At 69.5% G+C, this 22,704-nt stretch carries 23 protein-coding genes; 14 read left to right on the plus strand and 9 right to left on the minus strand.

The window, feature by feature from the left end:
* The first annotated feature begins 28 nt into the window (after positions 1–28).
* Positions 29–1,546: a cytochrome P450 gene (locus OG379_RS33290; RefSeq protein WP_405666839.1), complete on the plus strand. Its 1,518-nt coding sequence runs from the start codon at positions 29–31 to the stop codon at positions 1,544–1,546.
* An 82-nt stretch (positions 1,547–1,628) separates the two neighbouring features.
* Positions 1,629–2,972 carry a 6-phospho-beta-glucosidase gene (locus OG379_RS33295; RefSeq protein ID WP_405666840.1) on the plus strand — a complete coding sequence of 448 codons (1,344 nt, stop codon included), beginning with the start codon at positions 1,629–1,631 and terminating at the stop codon, positions 2,970–2,972.
* Positions 2,973–2,976: 4 nt separating this feature from the next.
* Here OG379_RS33295 and OG379_RS33300 read toward each other — a convergent pair whose 3' ends face one another.
* Positions 2,977–3,417, minus strand: a complete 441-nt coding sequence (locus OG379_RS33300; protein ID WP_393766451.1) for a hypothetical protein — start codon at positions 3,415–3,417, stop codon at positions 2,977–2,979.
* On the minus strand, positions 3,411–3,869 hold the full coding sequence (locus OG379_RS33305; RefSeq protein ID WP_405666841.1) for an ATP-binding protein: 459 nt from the start codon (positions 3,867–3,869) through the stop codon (positions 3,411–3,413). Before OG379_RS33305 ends, OG379_RS33300 begins: the two co-directional genes overlap by 7 nt.
* A gap of 205 nt (positions 3,870–4,074) precedes the next feature.
* Here OG379_RS33305 and OG379_RS33310 point away from each other — a divergent pair, with 205 nt between their 5' ends.
* The 4 genes from OG379_RS33310 (at position 4,075) to OG379_RS33325 (ending at position 6,569) form a co-directional block, all read left to right on the plus strand.
* Positions 4,075–4,935 (plus strand): helix-turn-helix domain-containing protein, encoded by an 861-nt coding sequence (locus tag OG379_RS33310; protein ID WP_405666842.1) that lies wholly within the window; start codon positions 4,075–4,077, stop codon positions 4,933–4,935.
* A complete protein-coding gene (locus OG379_RS33315) occupies positions 4,935–5,171 on the plus strand; it encodes a DUF397 domain-containing protein (protein ID WP_405666844.1) in 237 nt (78 codons plus the stop codon). The genes OG379_RS33310 and OG379_RS33315 overlap by 1 nt, the downstream gene beginning before the upstream one ends.
* A gap of 65 nt (positions 5,172–5,236) precedes the next feature.
* Complete coding sequence (locus OG379_RS33320; RefSeq protein WP_405666845.1) at positions 5,237–6,046, plus strand: SAM-dependent methyltransferase; 810 nt, start codon at positions 5,237–5,239, stop codon at positions 6,044–6,046.
* 73 nt (positions 6,047–6,119) lie between these two features.
* Complete coding sequence (locus tag OG379_RS33325; protein ID WP_405666846.1) at positions 6,120–6,569, plus strand: YchJ family protein; 450 nt, start codon at positions 6,120–6,122, stop codon at positions 6,567–6,569.
* A 13-nt stretch (positions 6,570–6,582) separates the two neighbouring features.
* Here OG379_RS33325 and OG379_RS33330 read toward each other — a convergent pair whose 3' ends face one another.
* Positions 6,583–8,655, minus strand: a complete 2,073-nt coding sequence (locus OG379_RS33330; RefSeq protein WP_405666848.1) for an MDR family MFS transporter — start codon at positions 8,653–8,655, stop codon at positions 6,583–6,585.
* Positions 8,656–8,709: 54 nt separating this feature from the next.
* A complete protein-coding gene (locus tag OG379_RS33335; RefSeq protein ID WP_405666850.1) occupies positions 8,710–9,546 on the minus strand; it encodes a hypothetical protein in 837 nt (278 codons plus the stop codon).
* A 106-nt stretch (positions 9,547–9,652) separates the two neighbouring features.
* Between OG379_RS33335 and OG379_RS33340 the strand changes: the two genes are divergently transcribed.
* Together OG379_RS33340 and OG379_RS33345 are read left to right on the plus strand one after the other, a co-directional pair.
* Positions 9,653–10,888, plus strand: a complete 1,236-nt coding sequence (locus OG379_RS33340) for a cytochrome P450 (RefSeq protein ID WP_405666852.1) — start codon at positions 9,653–9,655, stop codon at positions 10,886–10,888.
* Positions 10,885–11,412 (plus strand): DinB family protein, encoded by a 528-nt coding sequence (locus tag OG379_RS33345; RefSeq protein WP_405666854.1) that lies wholly within the window; start codon positions 10,885–10,887, stop codon positions 11,410–11,412. Before OG379_RS33340 ends, OG379_RS33345 begins: the two co-directional genes overlap by 4 nt.
* 15 nt (positions 11,413–11,427) lie before the next feature.
* On the opposite strand, the gene OG379_RS33350 is transcribed toward OG379_RS33345, so the two are convergent.
* The 5 genes from OG379_RS33350 to OG379_RS33370 form a co-directional block, all read right to left on the minus strand.
* Positions 11,428–11,937, minus strand: coding sequence for a hypothetical protein (locus tag OG379_RS33350; protein ID WP_405666855.1), 510 nt, complete (start codon positions 11,935–11,937; stop codon positions 11,428–11,430).
* A gap of 93 nt (positions 11,938–12,030) precedes the next feature.
* On the minus strand, positions 12,031–13,245 hold the full coding sequence (locus tag OG379_RS33355; RefSeq protein WP_405666857.1) for an acyl-CoA dehydrogenase family protein: 1,215 nt from the start codon (positions 13,243–13,245) through the stop codon (positions 12,031–12,033).
* Positions 13,246–13,249: 4 nt separating this feature from the next.
* Entirely contained in the window at positions 13,250–13,723 is a 474-nt protein-coding gene (locus OG379_RS33360; protein ID WP_356716777.1) for an SCP2 sterol-binding domain-containing protein, read from the minus strand.
* Between the two features lie 77 nt (positions 13,724–13,800).
* Positions 13,801–14,064, minus strand: coding sequence for a hypothetical protein (locus tag OG379_RS33365; RefSeq protein ID WP_393766440.1), 264 nt, complete (start codon positions 14,062–14,064; stop codon positions 13,801–13,803).
* A gap of 199 nt (positions 14,065–14,263) precedes the next feature.
* Positions 14,264–15,478, minus strand: a complete 1,215-nt coding sequence (locus OG379_RS33370; protein WP_405666859.1) for a helix-turn-helix domain-containing protein — start codon at positions 15,476–15,478, stop codon at positions 14,264–14,266.
* Positions 15,479–16,136: 658 nt separating this feature from the next.
* On the opposite strand from OG379_RS33370, the gene OG379_RS33375 reads away from it, so the two are divergent.
* The 6 genes from OG379_RS33375 (at position 16,137) to OG379_RS33400 (ending at position 22,703) form a co-directional block, all read left to right on the plus strand.
* Entirely contained in the window at positions 16,137–16,772 is a 636-nt protein-coding gene (locus OG379_RS33375) for a hypothetical protein (RefSeq protein WP_393766438.1), read from the plus strand.
* Positions 16,773–16,876: 104 nt separating this feature from the next.
* Positions 16,877–17,521 (plus strand): hypothetical protein, encoded by a 645-nt coding sequence (locus OG379_RS33380; RefSeq protein WP_405666860.1) that lies wholly within the window; start codon positions 16,877–16,879, stop codon positions 17,519–17,521.
* 111 nt (positions 17,522–17,632) lie between these two features.
* Positions 17,633–19,126, plus strand: coding sequence for a DUF6801 domain-containing protein (locus tag OG379_RS33385; protein WP_405666861.1), 1,494 nt, complete (start codon positions 17,633–17,635; stop codon positions 19,124–19,126).
* Positions 19,127–19,208: 82 nt separating this feature from the next.
* Positions 19,209–20,162, plus strand: a complete 954-nt coding sequence (locus OG379_RS33390) for a hypothetical protein (protein WP_405666863.1) — start codon at positions 19,209–19,211, stop codon at positions 20,160–20,162.
* Positions 20,163–20,874: 712 nt separating this feature from the next.
* Positions 20,875–21,858 carry an ABC transporter ATP-binding protein gene (locus tag OG379_RS33395; protein ID WP_405666864.1) on the plus strand — a complete coding sequence of 328 codons (984 nt, stop codon included), beginning with the start codon at positions 20,875–20,877 and terminating at the stop codon, positions 21,856–21,858.
* Positions 21,855–22,703, plus strand: a complete 849-nt coding sequence (locus OG379_RS33400) for an MlaE family ABC transporter permease (RefSeq protein ID WP_405666865.1) — start codon at positions 21,855–21,857, stop codon at positions 22,701–22,703. Before OG379_RS33395 ends, OG379_RS33400 begins: the two co-directional genes overlap by 4 nt.
* The last annotated feature ends 1 nt before the right edge of the window (position 22,704 follow it).

Consider the following 22,704-nt stretch of genomic DNA (forward strand, 5'->3'; position numbering starts at 1 on the left):
GTCTCGGAACGTCTTACCTGGAGCCACTGTGACAACCCCCTTCCAGCACGAACCCGGATCGGCCACCGGTCCGGTGCCACCCCCGCAATGCCCCGCGCACAGCACGGGCATCGGGCCCGGCGGCCTGCGCCGGCTGTACGGTCCGGAAGCCGAGGCGGACCCCACGGGCCTGTACGAGAAGCTGCGCGCCGAACACGGCTCGGTGGCGCCCGTCCTGTTGCACGAGGACGTTCCCGCCTGGCTGGTGCTCGGACACAGCGAGAACCTCCACATGACCCGCACCCCGTCGCAGTTCTCCCGCGACTCGCGGCGGTGGCGCGGCCTGCAGGACGGCAGTGTGGCCCCGGACCACCCGCTCGCCCCGCTCTTCACCTGGCAGCCGGTGTGCTCCTTCGCCGAAGGCGCCGAACACGAACGGCTGCGCGGCGCGGTCACCGACAGCATGGCGCGCATCGACACCCGTGGCGTACGCCGCCACATCAACCGGTACAGCAACCGGCTCGTCAACGACTTCTGCCGGGAGGGCCGGGTCGAGCTGGTCAGCCAGTTCGCCGAGCGCCTCCCGATGATGGTGATGTGCGCCATCATCGGCATGCCGGAGGAGTACAACGACCGTCTGGTGCAGGCCGCCCGCGACATGACGCGTGGCTCGGAGACCGCGGTCGCGAGCAACGCCTACGTGATCGGCGCACTCGACCGGCTGGTCCAGCGCCGTCGGGCGGCCCCTGCCGAGGACTTCGCCACCTGGCTGGTCGAACACCCCGCCGGCCTCACCGACAAGGAGGTCAGCGAGCACCTGCGGGTGGTTCTGATCGTCGCCTACGAGACGACCACCAACCTGATCGCCAACGTGCTGCGCATGGTCCTCACCGACCCCAGGTTCCGGGCCAGGCTCAGTGGCGGGCACATGACCGTGCCCGAGGCGGTCGAGCAGACGCTGTGGGACGAGCCGCCCTTCACCTCGGTCCTCGGCCGCTGGGCGGTGGGCGACACCGAGCTCGGCGGACAGCAGATCAAGGCGGGGGACGCGCTGATCGTCGGTATCGCGCCGGCCAACACCGACCCCGCCGTCCGGCCCGACCTCAGCGTCAACATGGAGGGCAACCGCGCTCACCTGGCGTTCAGCAGCGGCCCCCACGAGTGCCCCGGCCAGGACATCGGGCGCGCCATCGCCGACGTCGGCGTCGATGCCCTGCTGATGCGCCTGCCCGACCTGGAACTCGGTGTCGACGAGGAGAAGCTGAAGTGGGCCGGGAACTTCATGTCACGGCACCTGGTGGACCTGCCGGCGGGCTTCGCCCCCACCCCTGAGCAGGAGATCGACGCCGAACCGCTGCCGGCGGTGGCCAGGTCCCGTTCGCACGTCGACTGGGAGGTGTCGTCGCCCGTCACCCCCCGTGGCCCCATGGCCGCCCCGGTCCCGGCCGGAGTGCGCACCGCCGAGCCGCAGCACGCGGTACCCGGGGAGGGAGCCCTCATCCCGGCGCAGCGGAGCGGGCCGACGAAGATCTGGCGCGCCGTCGTGCGGTGGTGGAACGGCCACTGACACCGGCACCGTCCGCCGTTCCGGGCGCCCCGGACCTCCGGGTCCGGGGCAACCGGCTGCCGGGCCCGTACCATCGAGCAGCGTGAAGCTGACAATTCTTGGCGGCGGCGGATTCCGGGTCCCTCTGGTGTACGGGGCACTGCTCGGCGATCACGCCGAGGGCCGCGTCTCGCGGGTGACCCTGTACGACACGGACGCGGACCGGCTCACCGCCGTCGCCCGGGTCCTCGACGAACAGGCGCGGGGCATTCCTGACGCGCCCGCGGTCGTCGCCACCGACGATCTCGACGTAGCACTGCGCGGCACGGACTTCGTCTTCTCCGCGATCCGCGTCGGCGGCCTGGAAGGCCGCGCCGCGGACGAACGCGTCGCACTCGACGAAGGCGTCCTCGGCCAGGAGACGGTCGGCGCGGGCGGCATCGCGTACGGGCTGCGTACCGTGCCCGTCGCGGTCGCACTCGCCCGGCGCATCGCTCGGCTCGCCCCCGACGCGTGGGTCATCAACTTCACCAACCCGGCCGGTCTGGTCACCGAGGCCATGTCCCGGCACCTCGGCGACAGGGTCATCGGGATCTGCGACTCCCCGGTGGGGCTCGGCCGCCGCATCGCCCGGGTCCTGGGCGCCGATCCGGACCGGGCCCGGGTCGACTACGTCGGGCTCAACCACCTCGGCTGGGTGCGTGGCCTGGAGGTCGACGGCCGTGACGAACTCCCGCGCCTGCTCGCCGATCCCGCGCTGCTCGGCTCCTTCGAGGAGGGCAGGCTCTTCGGGGCGGACTGGCTGCGCTCCCTCGGCTCGATCCCCAACGAGTACCTGCACTACTACTACTTCAACCGCGAAGCGGTCCGCGCCTACCAGGAGGCCGACCGGACCCGTGGCGCCTTCCTCCGCGACCAGCAGGAGGGCTTCTACGCCCGGATGAAGGATCCGGCCGCCCCGGCGCTCACCACCTGGGACCGTACGCGCGCCGAACGCGAGGCCACGTACATGGCGGAGAACCGCGATGTGGCCGGGGCCGGCGAGCGTGAGGAGAGCGACCTGGACTCCGGGGGCTACGAACAGGTGGCGCTCGCCCTGATGCGGGCCGTCGCCCGCAACGAACGGACCTCCCTGATCCTCGACGTCCGCAACCGGGGCACCCTCTCGGTGCTCGACGAGGACGCCGTCATCGAGGTGCCCTGCCTGGTCGACGCCAACGGCGCCCACCCCGTGGCCGTCGACCCGCTCCCTTACCACGCGGTCGGCCTGGTCACCGCGGTCAAGGCCGTGGAACGCGCGGTGCTCGAAGCGGCGGAGACCGGCTCGCGTGCCGCCGCCGTCAAAGCCTTCGCCCTGCACCCGCTGGTCGACTCCGTCTCCGTGGCCCGCCGGCTGGTCGACGGGTACACGAAGGTCCACCCCGGCCTCGCCTACCTCGCGCCGTGACCGGTCAGGGAGCGGGCACGGCCTTCGGCCTGCCGGACGGGTCCCAGGACGGCACGACACCGGTGACCTGACACACCATGAGGAAGAGCGGGATGGGCGGCGTGTACGGCGTCCGGCTGTCCGGCGCGTGGATGAGCCTGGGGCGCCCGGCGGGGACGTAGCCCCCGGTGGCGTACGACGCCTGCTCCGGCCAGTCCAGATCGAGATCCGAACCCGACGGGACGATCCACCACCACTGGTCGGCGTCGGCGAACACGCATCCGGCGCGCGGCAGATGCGACATCAGCCTGAATCCGTACCGCGCGGGCACGCCCACCGCGTCGCAGCCGAGGCTCGCCGACAGCGCGGGCGGCAGAGGGAGCCGGACCCGGCCCGGTGCGCCGTCCTCCGCCGGGCCCCGGGCGCGACGCGCGCCGAGCAGCTGGGACAGGGCGTTCTTCAGCATGTCGGCTCCGGGCCGTACGGCAGTTCGGCCCACACGATGCGCCCGGAGTGGTTCCCCGCGTCGTGGGATCCCCACGCACTGCTCATGGAGTCGACGAGCAGCAGCCCGCGCCCGTGCTCCCCGTCGGCGGTGAGGGACAGCCGGGGGCCGCCGGGCTGGTGCCCCTGGTCCTGTACGGCTATGCGCAAGCGGCCGTCGTCGCAGCGGAGTTCGCAGACGACCCGGGCGCTCGCGGTGTGCACCACCGCGTTGGTCACCAGTTCGGAGACGATCAGCACCGCCGCGTCGTGGGCGTCCCCCGTCAGCCGCCAGTCCGCCAGCCGGGCCCGGGTGAGGCGCCGCGCACCGGCGACCGACTCGGGGTGCGCCGGCAGCGCGAAGCAGTAACGGAGCGCCTCCGCCCCGGGGCTGAGGTCCATGAGCCGGGGGATGAGCGCACTGCCAGGTGCCACGACCGATTCCTCACAGTGGGGGCTGTGTCACGCTTCGCACCGTCCCGCAACGGGGCGGGGCGACCACGCGAACTTGGTTCGGTTACCAACTCTCCCCCTGACAAGAACACTTGGCAAGAGGCACTCTGAAAATTTCAGAGTGGCTGTGTCCCTGGAGCCCCGCGCATGGCACACTGCTCGCACACAGCGCATCGGGAGGTCTGAAGTGAGCGAACCGCGGTCGGCCCCGACCGTGGGCCAGGTCGTTCTCGGTAAGCGTCTGCAGGACCTGCGGGAACGCGTGGGCCTGAGCCGGGACCAGGCGGCGAAGGTGCTCCGTGTCGCCCCGGGGACCATACGCAGGATGGAGACCGCCGAGGTCGGGCTGAAGATCCCGTACGTCCAGCTCCTCCTCAAGGCCTACGGGATCGCAGACGACGAGACCGACGCCTTCGTCGAACTGGCGGAAGAGGCCAACAAGCCCGGTTGGTGGCAGCGCTTCCACGATGTGCTGCCCGACTGGTTCAGCATGTACGTCAGCCTGGAGGGCGCCGCGAGCCTCCTGCGCACGTACGAGCCGCACTTCGTCCCCGGGCTCCTGCAGACCGAGGACTACGCGCGCTCCGTCCTGCGCACCGGCGCGGTCGGCCAGACCAGGCCCGCCGACATCGAGCGCCATGTGGCCCTGCGGATGGAGCGGCAGGCGCTGCTCACCAAGGCGGATGCGCCGAAGCTCTGGGTGGTCATGGACGAGACGGTACTGCGTCGCCCCGTCGGCAGCCCCGAGGCCATGCGGGCCCAGGTCGACCGCCTGCTCGAAGCGACCGATCTGCCCAACGTGACCCTGCAGATCGCGGAGTTCGCGACCGGCCACCACCCGGGCACGTACGGCCCGTTCGTCCTCTTCCGCTTCGCGGTCCCCGAGCTGCCCGACATGGTCTACAGCGAGTACCTGACGGGCGCCGTGTACTTCGACGCGCGCCCGGAGGTGGCCTCGTACCTCGAGGTCATGGACCGAATGGCGGCTCAGGCCGCAACTGCACAACGCACGAAGGAAATCCTCAGGGACTTCCGCAAGGAGCTGTGATGAACCACATATACAACGGCATGCCGGCCGCCGACCTCGGCACCGAAGGCTGGTACAAGCCGTGGAGCGGTGGTAACGGCGGCAATTGCATCGAGGCCATGAAGCTGGCCGACGGCAGGGTGGCGGTCCGTCAGTCCGCGGACCCGGAGGGGCCCGCTCTCATCTACTCCAACGGAGAGATCGCCGCTTTCATCCAGGGCGCCAAGTCCGGGCAGGCCGATTTCCTCCTCACCTGACGCACGGGCCGCCTATTGTCGCACCACACGCTGTTCGCCGAAGTCCCCGACCAACGGAGTGCGTTATGACCGGGCAGGATCCCCAGACCGTCGAGATCGACACGAGCAAGCCGCATCCGGCACGGATGTACGACTGGTTCCTCGGCGGCAAGGACAACTACCCGGTCGACGAACAGATGGCCCAGCAGCTGCTCGCCCTGGACGCCCGGGGCCGCGACATGGCCCGGGTCAACCGCGCCTTCATGCACCGGGCCACCCGCTGGCTCGCGGAGGGCGGCGTGCGCCAGTTCCTCGACATCGGCTCCGGCATACCCACCGAGCCGAATCTTCACCAGATCGCCCAGGGGACCGCCCCGGACGCGCGCGTCGTCTACTGCGACAACGACCCGATCGTCCTCGCACACGCGGCGGCGCTGCTGCGCTCCACGCCCGAGGGCGCCACCGAATACATCCAGGCCGACGCCCGGAGGCCCGACGCCATCCTGGAGGCGGCGGGCAAGGTCCTCGACTTCGACCGGCCGATCGCGCTCTCCCTCCTCGCCCTGCTGCACTTCGTCGACGACGAGGACGGGGCCGCCGAGCTCGTCGACCGCCTCGTGGAGCAGCTGCCCTCCGGCAGCTATCTGGTGCTGTCGCACACCACGGGTGACTTCGACCCGGAGGGCGCGGCCCAGGCCCGTGCCATGTACAAGGCGCGGGGGATGACCCTGCGGCCCCGCTCGCGCGCCGAGCTCACCGCGTTCTTCCACGGCCTCGAACTCGTCGAGCCGGGCGTCTCGCTCTCCGCGGACTGGCGTCCGGAGCTCGGCGAGGTCATCGACGTACCCGGCGTCGAGCCGATCCCCGGATACGCGGGCGTGGCGCGCAAGCGCTGACCGCGCACGGCGGGGGACCGCCGGCTCCTGCCCCGTTCCCCGGGCGCCACGGCCGGCAGGCCACAATGGACGCATGTCACGACGCACCTCACGCCCCCGCCGGCCGGACGCCCCGCAGGCAGGACCCTTGCGGATCACCCCGGAGGCACCGTGCCCGTGCGGTCTGCCGGCCGCCTACGGGGAGTGCTGCGGCCGGCTGCACGCGGGCACCGCCGCCGCCCCGACGTGCGAGGCGCTGATGCGCTCGCGGTACGCCGCCTTCGTCGTCCAGGACGCCGGATACCTGCTGCGCACGTGGCACCCGGCGACCCGCCCGCCGGCCGTCGACTTCGACCCGGCCCTGCGCTGGGAGCGGCTGGAGATCCTGGCCACCACCGAGGGCAGCGCCTTCCACACCACCGGTACGGTCACCTTCCGCGCCCACTACACCGACGACGGCAGGCCCGACTCTCTCCACGAGCAGAGCCGCTTCGTCCGCGAGCAGGGCGCCTGGGTGTACGAGACCGCGGTCTTCGTCGAGTAGCCGTCCGCCCTGGTCAGGCCGGGACCCCCGTCCGCTCGGGCGGGGCCAGCTGCTGCTCCAGGTCCTCCGCGAGCAGCCGCTTGGCGATCACGTCGACCGCCGCGCGCAGCTGCCGGTCATCGGGCCGGGCGCCGTCCTCGGCCAGCCGTTCGTTGAGCCAGCGGCCCCAGGCCGCCGAGATCGTCGCCGCCTCACGGCGGCCAGCGGCCGTATGGGTGAAGAGCCGGCCGTCCCCGGTGAGATAGCCCTCCTCGATCATCCGGTCGAAGACGGGCACCAGCACCTCCGGCGGGATCCGGTGCCGGGCGGCGATCAGCCTGAGCCCCGCGTGGCCCACCATCCGGGTGAAGAGGTCGACCTGCATCACCGCCCAGGCCCCCGCCGTGTCGAGCCGGGTGTCGGAGTCCGCGACGATCCGCCGGGCGGTATCGGGACCTGCCTGGTGCAGGATCCGGGCCACGGCGGATTCGAGCACGTTCGCCGCGTCGCCGGTGTTCGGCCGGGCGAAGCCCTCACCCATGTCGGTCGAGCCCGCACGGGCGCTGTCGCGCAGCTTCACCTGCTTCAGGAAGAGCGAGACGACGAACCCCAGCAGGGCCACCGGCACCGTCCAGAGGAAGACGGTGTGCAACGTGTCCGCGTACGCCTGGGCGAGGGGCGCGGTCTGGTCGGCGGGCAGGGCGTGCACGGCCTTCGGACTCTCCGCGACCCGCGCCAGCGAGGCCGGATCACCGCCGGCCCGCGCCGCCTGCTCGACGCCCTGGGTCAGATTCGGCCGCAGGGCGTTGGCGTAGATCGTGCCGAACACCGCCGTGCCGAACGAGCTGCCGAGCGTCCGGAAGAACGTCACGCCGGACGTGGCGGTGCCGAGGTCCGAGTAGTCGACCGTGTTCTGCACGGCGATCGTCAGCACCTGCATGGACAGGCCGATACCGATGCCCAGCACCAGCATGTACAGCGACTCAAGCCAGATGCCGCTGCCGGGGCCCATCCGGGACAGGAGGTAGAGGCCGACCGCCATGACGAGCGAACCGATGACGGGGAAGAAGCGGTAGTGGCCGGTCTTGCTCACCACGTTGCCGCTGAAGATGGAGGCCGCCAGCAGACCCACCACCAGGGGCAGGGTCCGCACCCCGGACAGGGTGGCCGAGTCCCCGTCGACGTACTGCAGGTAGGTCGGCAGATAGATCATCGCGCCTAGCATGGCGAAGCCCACGATGAAGCTCAGGATGGAGCAGACCGCGAACACCGGGTTGCGGAACAGCCTCATCGGCAGCATCGGCTCCTTCGCCCGTGTCTCCACGACGCAGAAGAGCGCCAGCGCGACGAGGCCGCCGACGAACAGGCCGATGATGACCGGTGAGCCCCAGGCGTACTCGTTGCCGCCCCAGCTCGTGCCGAGGATCAGCGCGCTGGCGCCGACGGCGACCAGCGCGATGCCCAGGTAGTCGATGACCGGGCGTCCCGCCGCGCGTACGGAAGGGATGGTGCGGGCGGCCGCGATGACCACCACGATCGCGATCGGCACATTGACGTAGAACGCCCACCGCCAGGTCAGATGGTCGGTGAACAGCCCGCCCAGCAGCGGTCCGACCACCGTGGCGACGCCGAAGACCGCACCGATCGCCCCCTGGTACTTGCCCCGTTCGCGCAGCGGGATGACATCGGCGATCAGCGCCATGGCGGTGACCATGAGCCCGCCCGCGCCGATGCCCTGCAGACCACGCCAGATGATCAGCAGCAGCATGTTGGACGCGAGACCGCAGAGGAACGAGCCGGTGATGAAGATGACGGCCGAGATCTGGAAGATCAACTTCCGGCCGAAGAGGTCGCCGAACTTGCCGACCAGGACCGTCGCCACGGTCTCCGCCAGCAGATACGCCGTCACGACCCACGACATGTGCTCCGCGCCGCCGAGGTCCGAGACGATCGTGGGGAGCGCCGTTCCCACGATCGTCTGGTCCAGCGCGGCGAGCAGGATCCCCAGGACGATCGTGGCGAACACGATGTTCCGGCGTCTGGGGTCGAGGACGGGTGGCGCTGCGGCACTCTGCGCGGCGGGGGCGGTCTCGCTGGCAGTGGTCACCCTCGCACCCTCACACCCGGTCAGGTCCCACGCATGCGGGACGGGCCGGACGGGTCAGGCCAGCAGCTCCCGTACGGAGTCCCTCATCCGGGCGACGAACGCCTCGCGGGCCTCGTCCGGAACCAGGTCGAGCGACAGATACGGATTGAGGTCCTCCAGCTCGACGAGCAGCAGGCCGCCCTCCGGGGTCCGGCAGGCGTCCACCCGCTGGATGCCGTGAGTGAGGGTGTTCCACTCGACGAAACGGCGCGCGAAGTCCAGGTCCTCAGGGCTCGGGGCGTACGGTTCGAGCACCCAGCGCCTGTCCGGACGCGGTGCGTGGAGGGCGTACTGGAAGTCGTGGTCGACGAAGTAGAAGGACACCTCGTAGCGGAAGTCGATCCTGGGCTGGACGAGCAGCGTGCCGTCGGCGTCCCCGGGATACTCCGGCCTCTCGGTGAAACGCAGGCCCACCGAGTCCGCGCCGAGCTTGGGCTTGACCACGTAGCCGGCCGAGCGGGGGAGCAGCTCGAGATCCGTCGCACGGTCCACGGTCGGGATCACCGGGAAGCCGGCCCGGCTCAGATCGACCAGATACTGCTTGCCGGCCATGTCCCCGCGCCCGTCGAGCGTGTTGTACACCCGCGTCCCCGACTCCCGGGCGCGGGTACGGAACGCGTCGTACGCCTCCTGGTAGTGCAGGACCGGTCCGCTGTTACGGACGACGACCGCGTCGAACCCGTCCAGCAGCGCCGCCGCGTCACGGGGGTGACAGAGCGCGACGTCGAAGGTCTCGCGCAGCCGGGACGTCAGGAAGATGTCCTCGTCGCAGTAGCGCCGCCCGCGCGCCTCGTAGGCGAGGTCGGTGACGAACAGGACGGACGGACGTGGCGCCTCGGGTCCGGCGATCAAGAAGTACTCCCAATGGGTTCGCTATCCGGCTGACGGTCAATAGCCTTGCTGGTGTTGCCCGTTCACTGCAATGAAGCCCCTGATCTCTGCCCCACAGGAGTCACACGTGTCCCAGGCGTCCTCACCGCCCGATATTCTCTCGCCCGCCTTCGCCGCCGATCCCTACGGGGCCTACCGGACGATGCGCGAGAGTGCCCCGCTGATCCACCACGAGGCCACGGGGAGCTATCTCGTCTCGCGCTACGAGGACGTCGAGCGCGTCTTCAAGGACCGGGCGCAGGAGTTCACCACCGAGAACTACGACTGGCAGCTGGAGCCCGTCCACGGCCGCACCATCCTCCAGCTGAGCGGCAGGGAACACGCCGTACGCCGGGCCCTGGTGGCCCCCGCCTTCCGCGGCGCCGACCTCCAGGAGAAGTTCCTGCCCGTCATCGAGCGCAACGCCCGCGAGCTCATCGACACCTTCCGGCACAAGGGGGAGGCGGACCTCGTCGAGGCGTTCGCGACCCGCTTCCCCGTCCTGGTCATCGCCGACATGCTGGGCCTGGACAGGGCGGACCACCAGCGCTTCCACGGCTGGTACACCAACGTCATCGCCTTCCTCGGCAACCTGGCGGGTGACCCCGCGGTCACGGCGGCGGGGGAGCGGACCCGCCTGGAGTTCGCCGAGTACATGATCCCCGTCATCCAGCGGCGCAGGGAGCAGCCGGGGGACGATCTGCTCTCCGCGCTCTGCGCCGCCGAGGTCGACGGCGTACGGATGAGCGACGAGGACATCAAGGCGTTCTGCAGCCTGCTGCTCGCGGCCGGCGGCGAGACGACCGACAAGGCCATCGCCTCGGTCTTCGCCAATCTCCTGGCACACCCCGAGCAGCTCGCCGCCGTACAGCGGGACCGGTCCCTGATCGACCGGGCCTTCGCCGAGACGCTGCGCTACACCCCGCCGGTCCACATGATCATGCGCCAGACGGCGGGGGAGGTGGAGCTGTCCGGTGGCACCGTCCCGGCCGGCGCCACCGTCACCTGTCTGATCGGCTCGGCCAACCGGGACGGGGCCCGCTACACCGAACCGGACCGATTCGACCTCTTCCGTGACGACCTGACCAGCACCACGGCGTTCTCCGCGGCCGCCGACCACCTGGCGTTCGCGCTGGGCCGGCACTTCTGCGTGGGTGCCCTGCTGGCCAGGGCCGAGGTCGAGACCGGGGTGAACCAGCTGCTCGACGCGATGCCGGACCTCCGGCTCGCCGACGGTTTCACCCCGGCCGAGGAGGGCGTCTTCACCCGGGGCCCGGCATCGCTCCCGGTCCGCTTCACCCCGGTCGGAGCAGTGGGTGCATGACGTGGACGGCACCGCGGGCCGAGCGGACCACGTCGCTGAGCACTCTGGGCATGCTGCCTGAGCGCCAACTGCTGGAGGGATGGCTGAACTGGCATCGGGAGACCCTGCTGGCCAAGTGCGCCGGTCTCGGTGCCGCGCAACTGGCGACGGCGGCCGTGGAGCCGTCGAACCTCACCCTTCTCGGTCTGGTCCGCCACATGGCGGAGATCGAGCGGTGGTGGTTCCGGCGCAGCTTCGCGGGCGAGCCCGTCGGCGATGTCTTCACCGGGCCGTCCGACGGTGACGAGGGCTTCGACGGCGTGGACCCGGCCGACGCGGAGAGGGACTTCGGGAGATACCGGGCCGAGATCACGGCATGCGACGCGGCGGTGGCAGGGCGCGCTCTCGACGAGACCTTCATGTCCACGCCCGAGGTCGGCCTCAGCCTTCGCGCGGTCTACGTACTGATGATCCAGGAGTACGCGCGCCACAACGGCCACGCCGATCTCCTGCGGGAGCGGACCGACGGGACGACGGGTGACTGAACCGGCCGTCCGGACTCAGCCGATCCGCGCGCACACGTCGTCGGCGGACCCGTGGGCCAGGTGCACCGACTTGTAGCCGGTGGCGCTGATGTCCATGGTGTACACACCGTCCAGCACGTACAGACCCCGTGTCAGGTTCCCGGCGTTCTCGCCGACGCCCGCCAGCACGGGGCCGACGACGTACCACTTCTGCGAACCGTCCGCGTGGTGGTCGACGATCGCGCTGCCGCTGACATCGGCGTCGTAGAAGGCGCCGGTGTCCGTGTTGGTGACGCGGACGACGAGGTCGCCGCGGTAGGCGACCCGTGAGGGGGAGCCGTCCGGCCGCCGGTCCAGGACCCGCTGCACCACCTCGTCCACCACGGGCTCCGTGTGGACCGGGACGTCGCAGCGGGCTCCGGCCGGCAGGTCGTACGGAGGGGTCGGGGCCGGCTCCCACCCGTCGGATCCGGACGACGCGGACGCGGGGACCGTCCCCAGGGCCACAGCTGCGAGAGTGCTTACGGCAAGGAGTGCGCGTCGCATGGAACCTCCGCGGGGAGGCGCGACCGGCACGGCGGACCCGCCTCCCCACGCGGTCTGCCGCATGCACGATTGTGCCGCGTCCGGCTCCCGCCGTCAGCGGATGTGACGCCCCGAAATGGCCCGGGCGATGACCAGCCGCTGGATCTCGCTCGTACCCTCGAAGATCGTGTAGATCTTGGCGTCGCGGTACATGCGCTCCACCGGGTGCTCCCTGCTGTATCCGGCGCCGCCGAGGATCTGGACCGCCTTCTCCGTCGCGGAGACCGCCAGTTCACCCGCGCGGAGCTTGGACATGGACCCTTGGCCCGCGTCGAAGGTCCGGTCGTTGCGGGCCATCCAGGCCGCCTGCCAGATCAGCAGGCGTACGGCCTCGATCTCCGTACGGATGTCGGCGAGGGCGAAGGCGATCGACTGGTTCTCGATGATCGGCCGGCCGAAGGCCTCGCGTTCACCGGCGTACTCCAGCGCGTACTCGTACGCGGCGCGCGCGATACCCAGCGCCTGGGCACCCACGGTGGGGCGGCTGACCTCGAAGGTCGCCATCGCCGCCTGGCCCTTGGCGGTGCCGCCCTCACGGGCACGCGCCAGCCGGGCGTCCAGCTTCTCCTTCCCGCCCAGCAGGCAGTGCCCCGGGACGCGTACGTCGTCGAGGAACACGTCCGCGGTGTGCGACGCGCGCAGGCCGAGCTTCTTGATGGTGCGGCTCGCCGCCAGGCCCTCAGTGCCGGGCGGCACGATGAACGCCGCCTGGCCGCGGGCGCCGAGCGCGGGGTCGACCGAGGCGACCACCACGTGGATCTCGGCGATCCCGCCGTTGGTGATCCACGCCTTCTGGCCGGAGAGCACCCACTCGTCCCTGGCCTCGTCGTAACGGGCCTTCGTGGTCATCGCGGAGACGTCGGACCCGGCCTGGGGCTCGGAGACGCAGAAGGCGGCCACCTTCGGGTCGTCCTCGTCGCCGTAGCACTGCGGGACCCACTCGGCGAGCTGATCGGGCGTGCCGGAGGCGAAGATCCCGGCGACCGCGAGCGAGGTGCCGAACAGTGCCATGCCGATCCCGGCATCGCCCCAGAAGAGCTCCTCGTTGGCGATCTGGAGGGAGAGTCCGCTCGGGTCCCCGTACATGTCGGCGAGCGATTCGAATCCGTACAGCCCGATCCTGGCCGCTTCCTGGATGACCGGCCACGGGGTCTCTTCGCGTTCGTCCCATTCGGCCGCCGCGGGGCGCACCACCTGGGCGGCGAAGCCGTGGACCCACTCGCGCAGGTCCCGCTGTTCCTCGGTGAGGGCGAGGGAGAAGTAGCTCATGGGCTCAGGCCTTCGGGATGTCGAAGTAGCGGGTCAGGCCCGAGGCCAGGCCGACGTCGCCGGCGACCTTCAGCTTGCGCATCATGAACATCGTCACGGGATTGCCGTTGCCGGAGACCAGCTTGAGGAATTCGGCGTCGCCCATCACCAGCGTCGTACGGGGCTCGGCGTCGGAGCGGCCCGCGCTCACCGTGCAGGTGCCGTCGGCTATGGAGGTCTCGTAGACCTCCTCGCTCTCGCCCGTGATCTTCCAGCGGATGAGGGCCTTCAGCCCGCCCGCCGCCTCCGGGCGGAACTGCTGCCGCATCCGGCCGAAGACCTCGCTCAGCACCCGGGCGCGCAGGTCACCGTGCATGACCTCGCCGAGCTGTTTGGCGGACAGGCCCTTGACGATCCGCGCGAACTCCTCCGGGGAGACGGCACCGAAGTCGAGCCCGGACAGTTCGTCGGTGAGGTTGCCGCTGCTGTTGTCGGCCACGCCAAATCCTTACTCCAGAGTAAACTTACTTCTGAGTAAGGTAAGTCGGCCGTCGCCACCGCGCAAGCGGGCGAGCGTCACCAGGCGCCGTCGTGGCGCACCGCCAGATGTGGGTGATGGGCGGACAGCACCTTGTTGGCCCACGCGAGCTCGGACAGCGCCTGCTCGCGGTCGGCCTGGTCCTCGATGCCGAGCCTCGGCCCCCGGAACCTGCGCACCTCGCGAGCGGCGCAGTCGGCGTCGAACTCCGCCTGAAGGATGTGTGGCGGAGTGCAGGACCCGATCAGTGCGGCGACCCGGTCCGGGATCGGCACGGGGACGAGGAGGTGCGAGGCGGTCATGTGGGGGTTCCCTCTCGGATGGTTGGCCAGGAGGTGGCGCTTCGCGGTGGCCGGTGGGCCACCGCTCCTCCCTATGTAACGGGACGCAGTTCCGGGTTTCTTGTTGAGAACGTCTCCGTGTCGCAACCGTTTGGGACTGACCGTCTATTTCGCTTTACCTGGCAGTAAGTTGACTCTGTGCGCGGCGTGTGATGCTCCCTCAGTTCAGCGACTGACCGCTGCGGGCCCGTAACTGCAGCGCGCGCAGCACGGCTTCGGTCGAGAAGCGGCTCTCGGGATCGGTGAGCTGGTCGCCGAAGATGGCCTCCAGGCTGCGCATCCGGTAGCGGACCGTCTGAGGATGCACATCCAGCAGCTCGCCCATCTGGGCGGCGGTGCCACGGGTGTCGAGCCAGATCCGCAGCGTCTCGACCAGCCGCTCGCGCCGTGTCGCGCTGATGCCGGAGACCGCGGCCAGTTCACGCTCGGCGAGCTGGTCGAGGAGGGCCGGGTCGGAGAGGAGCCACAGCGTGATGAGGTGGTCCTCGCAGAGGATGACCGGTGCGTCGTCGATGACCCCCGCGTCCACGAGTTCGAGGACACGCCGGGCCCAGCGGATCGAGTCGGCGGCGAGCGCGGTCGGCACCGTCAGCCCGATCGCCGCCCCGCCGCCGGTGATCGTCCGGTCGAGCATCTCTCTGCGCGCGTCGTTCATCGGCCCGGGAATCAGCAGGTGCGGCTGCGGATCGGCGGGGTCGATCAGGACGTCGGGGTCCGCGCTGATCCGGTCCAGGCCGGACGGGGCTCGTACGGCGACGAGTGTGACCTGCTCGGGCAGCGTCCATCCGGTCTGCTCGCACAGCTCGGCGATGGCGCTACGGGGCACGGGTCTGCCCGTGAGGATCAGATGCAGCAGACGCCGGCGCACCGCCTCGCTCTGCTGGTCGGACTGGGCCTGCACTTCCAGATAGCCCTCGCGTGACAGGGACTCGAGCTCGTCCACGTACGCGAAGAGCGCGTCGGCGAAGCTGAGCATCAGCGCCGGCGAGAAGTTGTAACTCCGGCCCACCTTCTTCGCCCGCCGGAGCGCGACGCGCGCACCCAGCCGGTAAGCGCCCTGGAGCGCGTCCATGGTGCGGCCCTCGTAGGCCTCGAACCTGCCGAATCTCCGGCACATGTCGTCGCGCAGGACCGTGGGGGACGAGGGCTCGGCGACCAGGTCGACAAAGGAGGAAAGGCTCTGCTCGACACCCAAGCGGATTGATGTCCCATTGGGGCCGTTCAGCAGACGCGCGTATTCCGGATAGGCGCGGGTCACTTCCATGCCTATCTCTTTGATCAGGCTCGGCAGTTCGGGTCGCATGATCGCGGCGAACTCCTGGGGGAGGGGCCCCAGCGGGTCTCCGGTGTCCAGCGGCTGGATAAGTCTCGGCATGACCGTCCCCTTGCTTCCTGGGCCCGGAGTGGGTGGAACGTGTGGGGGAAAGCGCTCCCACGGACCGACAGGTGTATACCAACATCGGCGCCGAAGATAGACCAAGTCGGGCGGGGTGCACACCGCCTGGACAGGATCGAAGTGCAGGGGGCACACAACGTGGCCCTGTTGTGGGGCTCCGGTGCAGGTGGGGGCGGAAATGCTCACTTCCGGACAATGTTTTCGGCCGTGGGCGCACCGAGGGTGTCGACGGGGTGCCGTGGCGCCCGCCGCGCCGGCTGCGCCGGGGGATGTCTCCGGACTCTCCTCGGCGTCTTCTTGTCCTTTCCGGAAGCTTCGGGCGATGGTGGCGCCGGGTCGGGGGGCGGCGGCAACGCGGTATTCCGCAGCGATATTGCGCACGAAGTGACAAGTGCGCCAGGCGAATTAGTGACCTACTGACGAGGAAAAAAACTTGCCCAACCAATCTTGACCGGCGGGATTGTGCTCCAAGTTTCCCGCAAGTAACGTCACGCCCTGTCACAGAACGTGTGTGGCTGAAAGCGCAGCACGGCCCCCACGCAACACGATTCATCGCGGCACTCCCTGCGCCTTTGCAGGAATTCGGGTGCCTTCCCCGCAACAGTGCACCCGCACTGGCGAATCGGAGGAACTCACTGTGCGCAACTCCCTCAGAAAGATCGCGATCGCGGCCGGTGCCGCCGCAGCAGCTGTCACCCTCGGAGCCACCACCGCCACCGCCGGCGTCGCCGCTCCGACCTGGACCGTCGGCCCCAACTCGCCGGAGACCTTCTCGGCCAGTTCCGGCACCGTCACCCTCGTCCTCAACGGCGTCCCGATGACGTGTACGTCCTCCGCGGCGTCGGGCAACCTGGCCAGCGCCCCCGGCACGACGAACGTGCAGGTCGGCACCATCGCTCCGCTGACCTGGAGCGGCTGCACCAGCCCGTTCGGCCCGGTGACCCCGACCGCCGACACCTCCACCTCGTGGAAGCTGACCGCGAACACCTACAGCGCCGGTGTCACCAACGGGTACATCGCCGGAGTGAAGGCCACGCTGAAGGTCCTCACCTGCACCTTCACGGTGACGGGCAACGTCGCCGCCAAGTACACCAACTCCACCGGCGTGCTGGCAGTCAGCAACAACGCCACCTACAAGCTGACCGTCGCCACCGTCACCTCGGGCTGCGCCGGTATCGCGGCCGTGGGCAACAACCCGACCTACACCGCCAACTACAACGCGGTCACACCCAGCGGCGGCACCACCAAGCCGACCATCGTCTACACCCCCTGATCCGGTCACGAGCCACTCAGGGATGAACAGGGGTCGCACCGCGGGGTCCGCCCGCCGTGCGACCCCGTGCCCACCGGACCGTTGCCGAAACGGAGGAGCCAGCTGTGCGCAGGTCTCTCAGGGAGCTCGTGATGGCGGCCGGTGCCGCTGTCGCCGCCATCGCCTTCGCGGCACCCGTCGCGACGGCGGGCGTCGCGGCGCCCACGTGGACCGTCGGCCCGAACCCGGCGGAGACCTTCTCCGCCGGCTCCGGGACCGTCCGTCTCCAATGGGGCCTCGACGCCAACCTTCCGACCACGTGCGAGTCATCGGCGGCGCGGGGGAACCTGGCTACCGCCTCCGGTACGGCGAACGTGCAGGTCGGCACGGTCGCTCCGCTGACCTGGAGCAACTGCACCAGCCCGTTCGGCCCCTTGTACCCGGCCGCCGACACGACCACCCCGTGGAAGCTGATGGCGAACAGCTACAACGCCGGTGTCACCAAGGGATACGTCTCCGGAGTGAAGCTCAGGATGACGATGCTCACCTGTTCCATGACGGTGTCGGGCCGGCTCGCCACCACCTACACCAACTCCACCGGCGAGCTGAAGGTCAACGACGACAGCACCTACAAGCTCACGGTGGGGACAGCTACTCCGGGATGTGCCGGGCTTGCGGCTGTGGTGGACCACTGGGAGTACCAAGCCCTCTATTCCGTGACCACGCCGAGCGGCGGCACCACCAAGCCGGCCATCGTGTTCACCCCCTGATCCGGCCGCACACCCGCGATGAGTGAGCAGGGAGCCCGCGGCGAGTCCGCCTGACACGCGATGCACGTCCGGTCGGTCCGAAAGGGGAGATCGTCAGTGAGAGGCAGTCGTATGAATGGCGCACGCAGGCGCACGGCGCGTGGTGCGGCGGTGGCCACCGCGGTGCTGCTCGGAGGGATGATCCCAGGTGCCCAGGCCGCGTCCGGTGTGCAGGAGATCGACGCGGAGCTGGCCTATACGTGCGACCTGCCCGAGGGCGGGCAGCCGGTGAAGGTCGGGATCACCGCGCAGCTGCCCGAAACGGCTCGGCCCGGGCAGGCGGTACAGCCCGAGAACGTGGTCCTGGAGGCGACTCTTCCCGAAGATGTGATCCCTGTCCCGGCCGGTTCCTCTGCGACGAGCGTGAGCGCGGAGATGAAGCTCGCTGTCGATGTGTCCCAGAAGGACGAACATGCGCAGGCCGAGTGGATCGGCACGACCGCCGAGCCCGTGCCGATCCCCGCCGAGGGCGGTCTGCCGCTGACCACCTCGGGCACCGTCCCGTACGTGAAGCCCGGGGCGCCCGGAGACCTGATCTTCGACGCGGGAGCACTCTCGGTGGAACTCTCCCTGAGAACCGCTCAGGGCACACCCGCGGAGCCCTCCGCCATCTCCCTGAACTGCGCCCTCGACCCGGAGCAGGAGACCGAGCTGGCGAAGATGGACATCAGTGGTGACGGTGGGGACGGTGCATCCCCGTCGGCGCCGCCCGCATCCGCGTCTGCCGAGAGCGAGTCGTCAGGCGGTGAGGCCACGCCCGAGGTCGGCGCCAGGGCGAAGCAGCCCGCTGCCCCCGACGCCCCTCCGTGCGTCGGCGACGTGAACAACGATCTCAACCTGAACGCCTACGTGACCGGCTATGCCAACGTGACGAAGCTGGACGGGGCGACCAGGTTTCCTCTGGCCTGCACGCAGATCCAGCAAGGGCCGACCCGCGTCGACCTGTCCGAGCCGGGATTCACGCACATCTACCAGGATTCGACCGCCCTGCTCGACTACGAGGGAAAGCCTCAGCTGCCGCCCGCTTCGGGCACTTTCCTGACCTTCGGCTTCATGCCGACCACCGCGACCCTCGAGATGACGCAGATCCCCCCAGGTGTGGATGGAGAGGGGACTCCGGACTACAACGTGAAGTCGCACCTGGTGGTCGACTGGTCCGACATGGCGAACAAGGGCGTCACGACCATCGACCTCGACCTCATGCTCCGACTCCGCGACGTCAAGGTGAACGGCGTCCCCCTGGACGTGGGTGACAACTGCCGTACCAGTAAGCCCTTCACCCTGTCCCTGGCAGGCAGTATGACGGCGAAGGACGGTGTCACGACGGGCTACACGTTGGCGACGGGGGGTGTCCTGACAGGGTCGGTGACCCTTCCCCCGTTCAGTGGGTGCGGCGTGGACGAGGACCTCGACAGCCTCTTCACCGCGTCGTTGTCCGGCGTGCCGGGCTACGTCAAACAGGTGCAGGGTGCCCCTTGCGCGGCTCAACAGCACACGCCGGGTTCCGAAGGCGCCGTCTGTACGGACGAGTACGAGCCGGTCGACATTCCCGAGGCGACCCGCTGACCCGCGAAGCCATACCGACCCCATCGCACCGAACGAACCGAAAGCACCATTCTCCGTGAGCCGCTGACGAATTGAGGGAACAATGAGACCTGCCTCGAAGACCTGGATCAAGGCCGCCGGCGCCGTCACCGCGTCCGCCGCGCTGGTCATGCCCCTTACCGCAACCCCGGCCGGCGCCGCCACGGCCGCCGCCCAGCTGAACGGTTCCTGGGCCCCCTTCGACCGCTGTCCGGTGGACGCCCCGGCCATGCTCGCGACGGACGGCGACACCGATGTCCCGCTGTGCGTGACGTCCACCTCGCCCAACGGGACGATCAAGCTGGGCAACACCACGGCGACGACCGGGTCCACGAACCTGCAGTTCGGCGTCATCCAGCATCCGGCCGAGGGGACCTATACGGTCATCCCGCCGGCGGCCGGATCCATCATCAGCGGGAAGACCACCATCCCCGGTGGCCTCCTCGGCATCATGTGCCCCAGTAACGTCCCGGTCATCTCGGGCGTCTGCGGGCAGATCACCAACGCCACCCTGAACAAGGTGACCGCCACGGTGGAGTCGGCCGGCACGCCGACCGAATTCAGCCTGGTCGCGGGCATATCCTCAGGGCCGATCGTCAAGCTGCCCGTCAAGATCCGCCTGGAGAATCCGCTGCTCGGTTCCAACTGCTACATCGGAAGCAGCAGCAATCCGGTGATCCTGCGCCCCGGGAACCTCAGCGCGCCCAGCTTCTCCGCCTCCCGGTTCAACGGTGACGGCTCGGCGAACCCGGACGAGGGATCGATGATCGAGATCGCCCTGGCCGGGGCGGCCCAGGGTGACAGCCAGTTCTCCGTGCCGAAGGCCAGTGGCTGCGGTCTCGGCGGCATCCTCAGCTGGGCGATCGACCTCAAGGTCGGCCTGCCGGCCGCGGCCGGTTCGAACAACCTCGTCCTGAACGACGCCAAGACCTACACGGCCGGACTCACCGCTCCGGGCCTGTCGGTGCCCGACGCCGGCAAGGAGCTCTCCGAGAGCTGGCACTCCGCGGTGAAGTAACCGGCGAGAACGGCACGGGCGGCCGTCTCCGGCTTCTTGTCACTTCATGCGCCCCGGATCTTGACCGCCCGTGAGCCCGCCCCGACCGAATGAACCCTGGTCGGGGCGGGCTTCGGCGTGTCCGGACCCGCTTACGGGAGCCCGCCGCCTCGGCGCGGAGGCCCTCACTTTTCGACAGGTTTCGCGGCCCGATTACTCATCGGGGCATAAGAAAACGGTGCGCTGCAATTACCTCGGAGAAAGTTCGTGAAGTGCTATTGCGGACTCAGGTTACCGGCCCGTAGCGTCCCGCTTGAGCAGCTCGGAAACGCGTCCGTACCTGCTCGTTCGACGCACGTGGAGTCCTGGTCGAGGCCCCCTTGACCCGGGATTCCTCCGGGAGTTCATCCGGCCCCGAACCCTCCCACCCGGGGCGGGGGTTCTCCCGACTGCCGGCGTCTCGTGGCTCCGCCCCCGGGGCCGCGGGACCCCGGTGCACCCGGAGAGCTTGCGCAGATTCCGACAAGGCCGCCGGACGGGTTTGTCAATCGGTGACAAGTGATCCACACAGAGATCGAAGTCCGGCGATTTCCGCTGTTCAACGGCTTGTCCTCGCGGTTTCGACGGACATAACGTGCGCCTCCTGGTGCATGTGTGACGGGCCGCCATTGCTTTTACCGGAGCCGGAGCGCTGACAGATGACGTCGTTCACCACCACTTCGAGGGAGGGCCGATGGGTATCGAAGTAGTCGTCGAAGGCCTGACGAAGTCCTTCGGCAAGCAGAACATCTGGCAGGACATCAGCCTCACGCTGCCGGCCGGTGAGGTGAGCGTCATGCTCGGGCCTTCCGGCACAGGGAAGACCGTCTTCCTGAAATCCATCATCGGACTGCTGAAGCCGGAAAAGGGCCGTGTCCTCATCAACGGCGTCGACATGGTGAACAGCCCCGAGCGCGAAATCATGGAGACCCGGAAACTCTTCGGCCTCATGTTCCAGGACGGCGCCCTCTTCGGCTCGATGTCGCTTTTCGACAACATAGCCTTCCCCCTGCGTGAGCACACCCGCAAGAAGGAGTCCGAGATCCGCCGCATCGTCATGGAGCGGATCGACATCGTGGGACTGCTGGGCGCGGAGGGGAAGCTGCCAGGCGAGATATCCGGCGGCATGCGCAAGCGGGCCGGTCTCGCCCGTGCCCTCGTCCTGGACCCGCAGATCATCCTCTGCGACGAGCCGGACTCCGGCCTCGACCCGGTCCGTACGGCCTACCTTTCTCAGCTCCTGATCGATCTCAACGCCCAGATCGACGCGACGATGCTCATCGTCACCCACAACCTCGACATCGCGGCCACCGTCCCCGACAACATGGGGATGCTGTTCTGCCGCAACCTCGTCACCTTCGGCCCGCGCGAGGTCCTGCTCACCAGCGACATGCCCGTCGTCTCGCAGTTCCTCGCCGGACGCCGCGAAGGCCCCATCGGCATGTCCGAGGAGAAGGACGCGGCCACCCTCGCGGCGGAGCAGACCAACGGCTTCGTCCACACGGCCGGGCCGCGCACCGTCGTACCGCAGCTGGAGCCCTCGCCCGGCCTGCCCGCACGGCAGGGTGCCCTGCGCCGCCGGGAGCGGGTCCTCTCCATGATGGGCCAGCTTCCGGAGGCCGCCCGTACGGCGATCATGAACAGCTACACGCCGACCTTGGACGGTGGGCGCCGATGACGGCACCGCTGCCCGTACGGCCACCCGAGCCGGCCGCCGAGGAGGCGCGGGAGAAGACACCGAGGCAGCGGCAGCCCTCGCGGCTCCTCGCACCGCTGCGCCAGACCGGCCAGCTGTTCGCACTCGCCCTGGCGGTCTCCCGGGCCGTCTTCCGACGGCCCTTCCAGGTACGGGAGTTCATCGAGCAGTTCTGGTTCGTCGCCAGCGTCACCATCCTGCCCGCCGCCCTCGTCTCGATCCCCTTCGGCGCGGTCATCGCCCTCCAGGTCGGCTCACTCACCGAACAGCTCGGCGCCCAGTCCTTCACCGGCGGCGCCAGCGTCCTCGCCGTCATCCAGCAGGCCAGCCCGCTCATCGTGGCCCTGCTCATCGCCGGGGCCGCGGGGTCCGCGATCTGTGCGGATCTCGGTTCGCGCAAGATCCGCGAGGAGCTCGACGCCATGGAGGTCATGGGCGTCTCGCCGATCCAGCGCCTCGTCGTCCCCCGCGTGCTGGCCACCATGTTCGTCGCCGTCCTGCTCAACGGGCTGGTGTCCGTGGTCGGCACGCTCGGCGGCTACTTCTTCAACGTGATCATGCAGGACGGCACACCGGGTGCCTACCTCGCCAGCTTCTCCGCCCTCGCTCAACTGCCCGACCTCTACATCGGTGAACTCAAGGCGCTGATCTTCGGCTTCATCGCGGGCATCGTCGCCGCCTACCGGGGACTGAACCCGCGCGGCGGCCCCAAGGGCGTGGGCGACGCGGTGAACCAGTCCGTCGTCATCACCTTCATGCTCCTGTTCGCGGTGAACATGGTCCTCACGGCGATCTACCTCCAGATCGTCCCCCCGAAGGGGGGCTGAC

This window comes from Streptomyces sp. NBC_01166 (assembly GCF_045039765.1).
In the GTDB taxonomy this organism is placed as follows: Bacteria; Actinomycetota; Actinomycetes; order Streptomycetales; family Streptomycetaceae; genus Streptomyces.

Excerpts from the sequence above, each read along its gene's own strand:
- OG379_RS33300 (WP_393766451.1), bottom strand. The coding sequence starts at position 3,417 with ATGCTGAAGAACGCCCTGTCCCAGCTGCTCGGCGCGCGTCGCGCCCGG.
- OG379_RS33315 (WP_405666844.1), top strand. The coding sequence starts at position 4,935 with ATGAACCACATATACAACGGCATGCCGGCCGCCGACCTCGGCACCGAA.
- OG379_RS33320 (WP_405666845.1), top strand. The coding sequence starts at position 5,237 with ATGACCGGGCAGGATCCCCAGACCGTCGAGATCGACACGAGCAAGCCG.
- OG379_RS33325 (WP_405666846.1), top strand. The coding sequence starts at position 6,120 with ATGTCACGACGCACCTCACGCCCCCGCCGGCCGGACGCCCCGCAGGCA.
- OG379_RS33345 (WP_405666854.1), top strand. The coding sequence starts at position 10,885 with ATGACGTGGACGGCACCGCGGGCCGAGCGGACCACGTCGCTGAGCACT.
- OG379_RS33350 (WP_405666855.1), bottom strand. The coding sequence starts at position 11,937 with ATGCGACGCGCACTCCTTGCCGTAAGCACTCTCGCAGCTGTGGCCCTG.
- OG379_RS33355 (WP_405666857.1), bottom strand. The coding sequence starts at position 13,245 with ATGAGCTACTTCTCCCTCGCCCTCACCGAGGAACAGCGGGACCTGCGC.
- OG379_RS33365 (WP_393766440.1), bottom strand. The coding sequence starts at position 14,064 with ATGACCGCCTCGCACCTCCTCGTCCCCGTGCCGATCCCGGACCGGGTC.
- OG379_RS33370 (WP_405666859.1), bottom strand. The coding sequence starts at position 15,478 with ATGCCGAGACTTATCCAGCCGCTGGACACCGGAGACCCGCTGGGGCCC.
- OG379_RS33385 (WP_405666861.1), top strand. The coding sequence starts at position 17,633 with ATGAATGGCGCACGCAGGCGCACGGCGCGTGGTGCGGCGGTGGCCACC.
- OG379_RS33390 (WP_405666863.1), top strand. The coding sequence starts at position 19,209 with ATGAGACCTGCCTCGAAGACCTGGATCAAGGCCGCCGGCGCCGTCACC.
- OG379_RS33395 (WP_405666864.1), top strand. The coding sequence starts at position 20,875 with ATGGGTATCGAAGTAGTCGTCGAAGGCCTGACGAAGTCCTTCGGCAAG.
- OG379_RS33400 (WP_405666865.1), top strand. The coding sequence starts at position 21,855 with ATGACGGCACCGCTGCCCGTACGGCCACCCGAGCCGGCCGCCGAGGAG.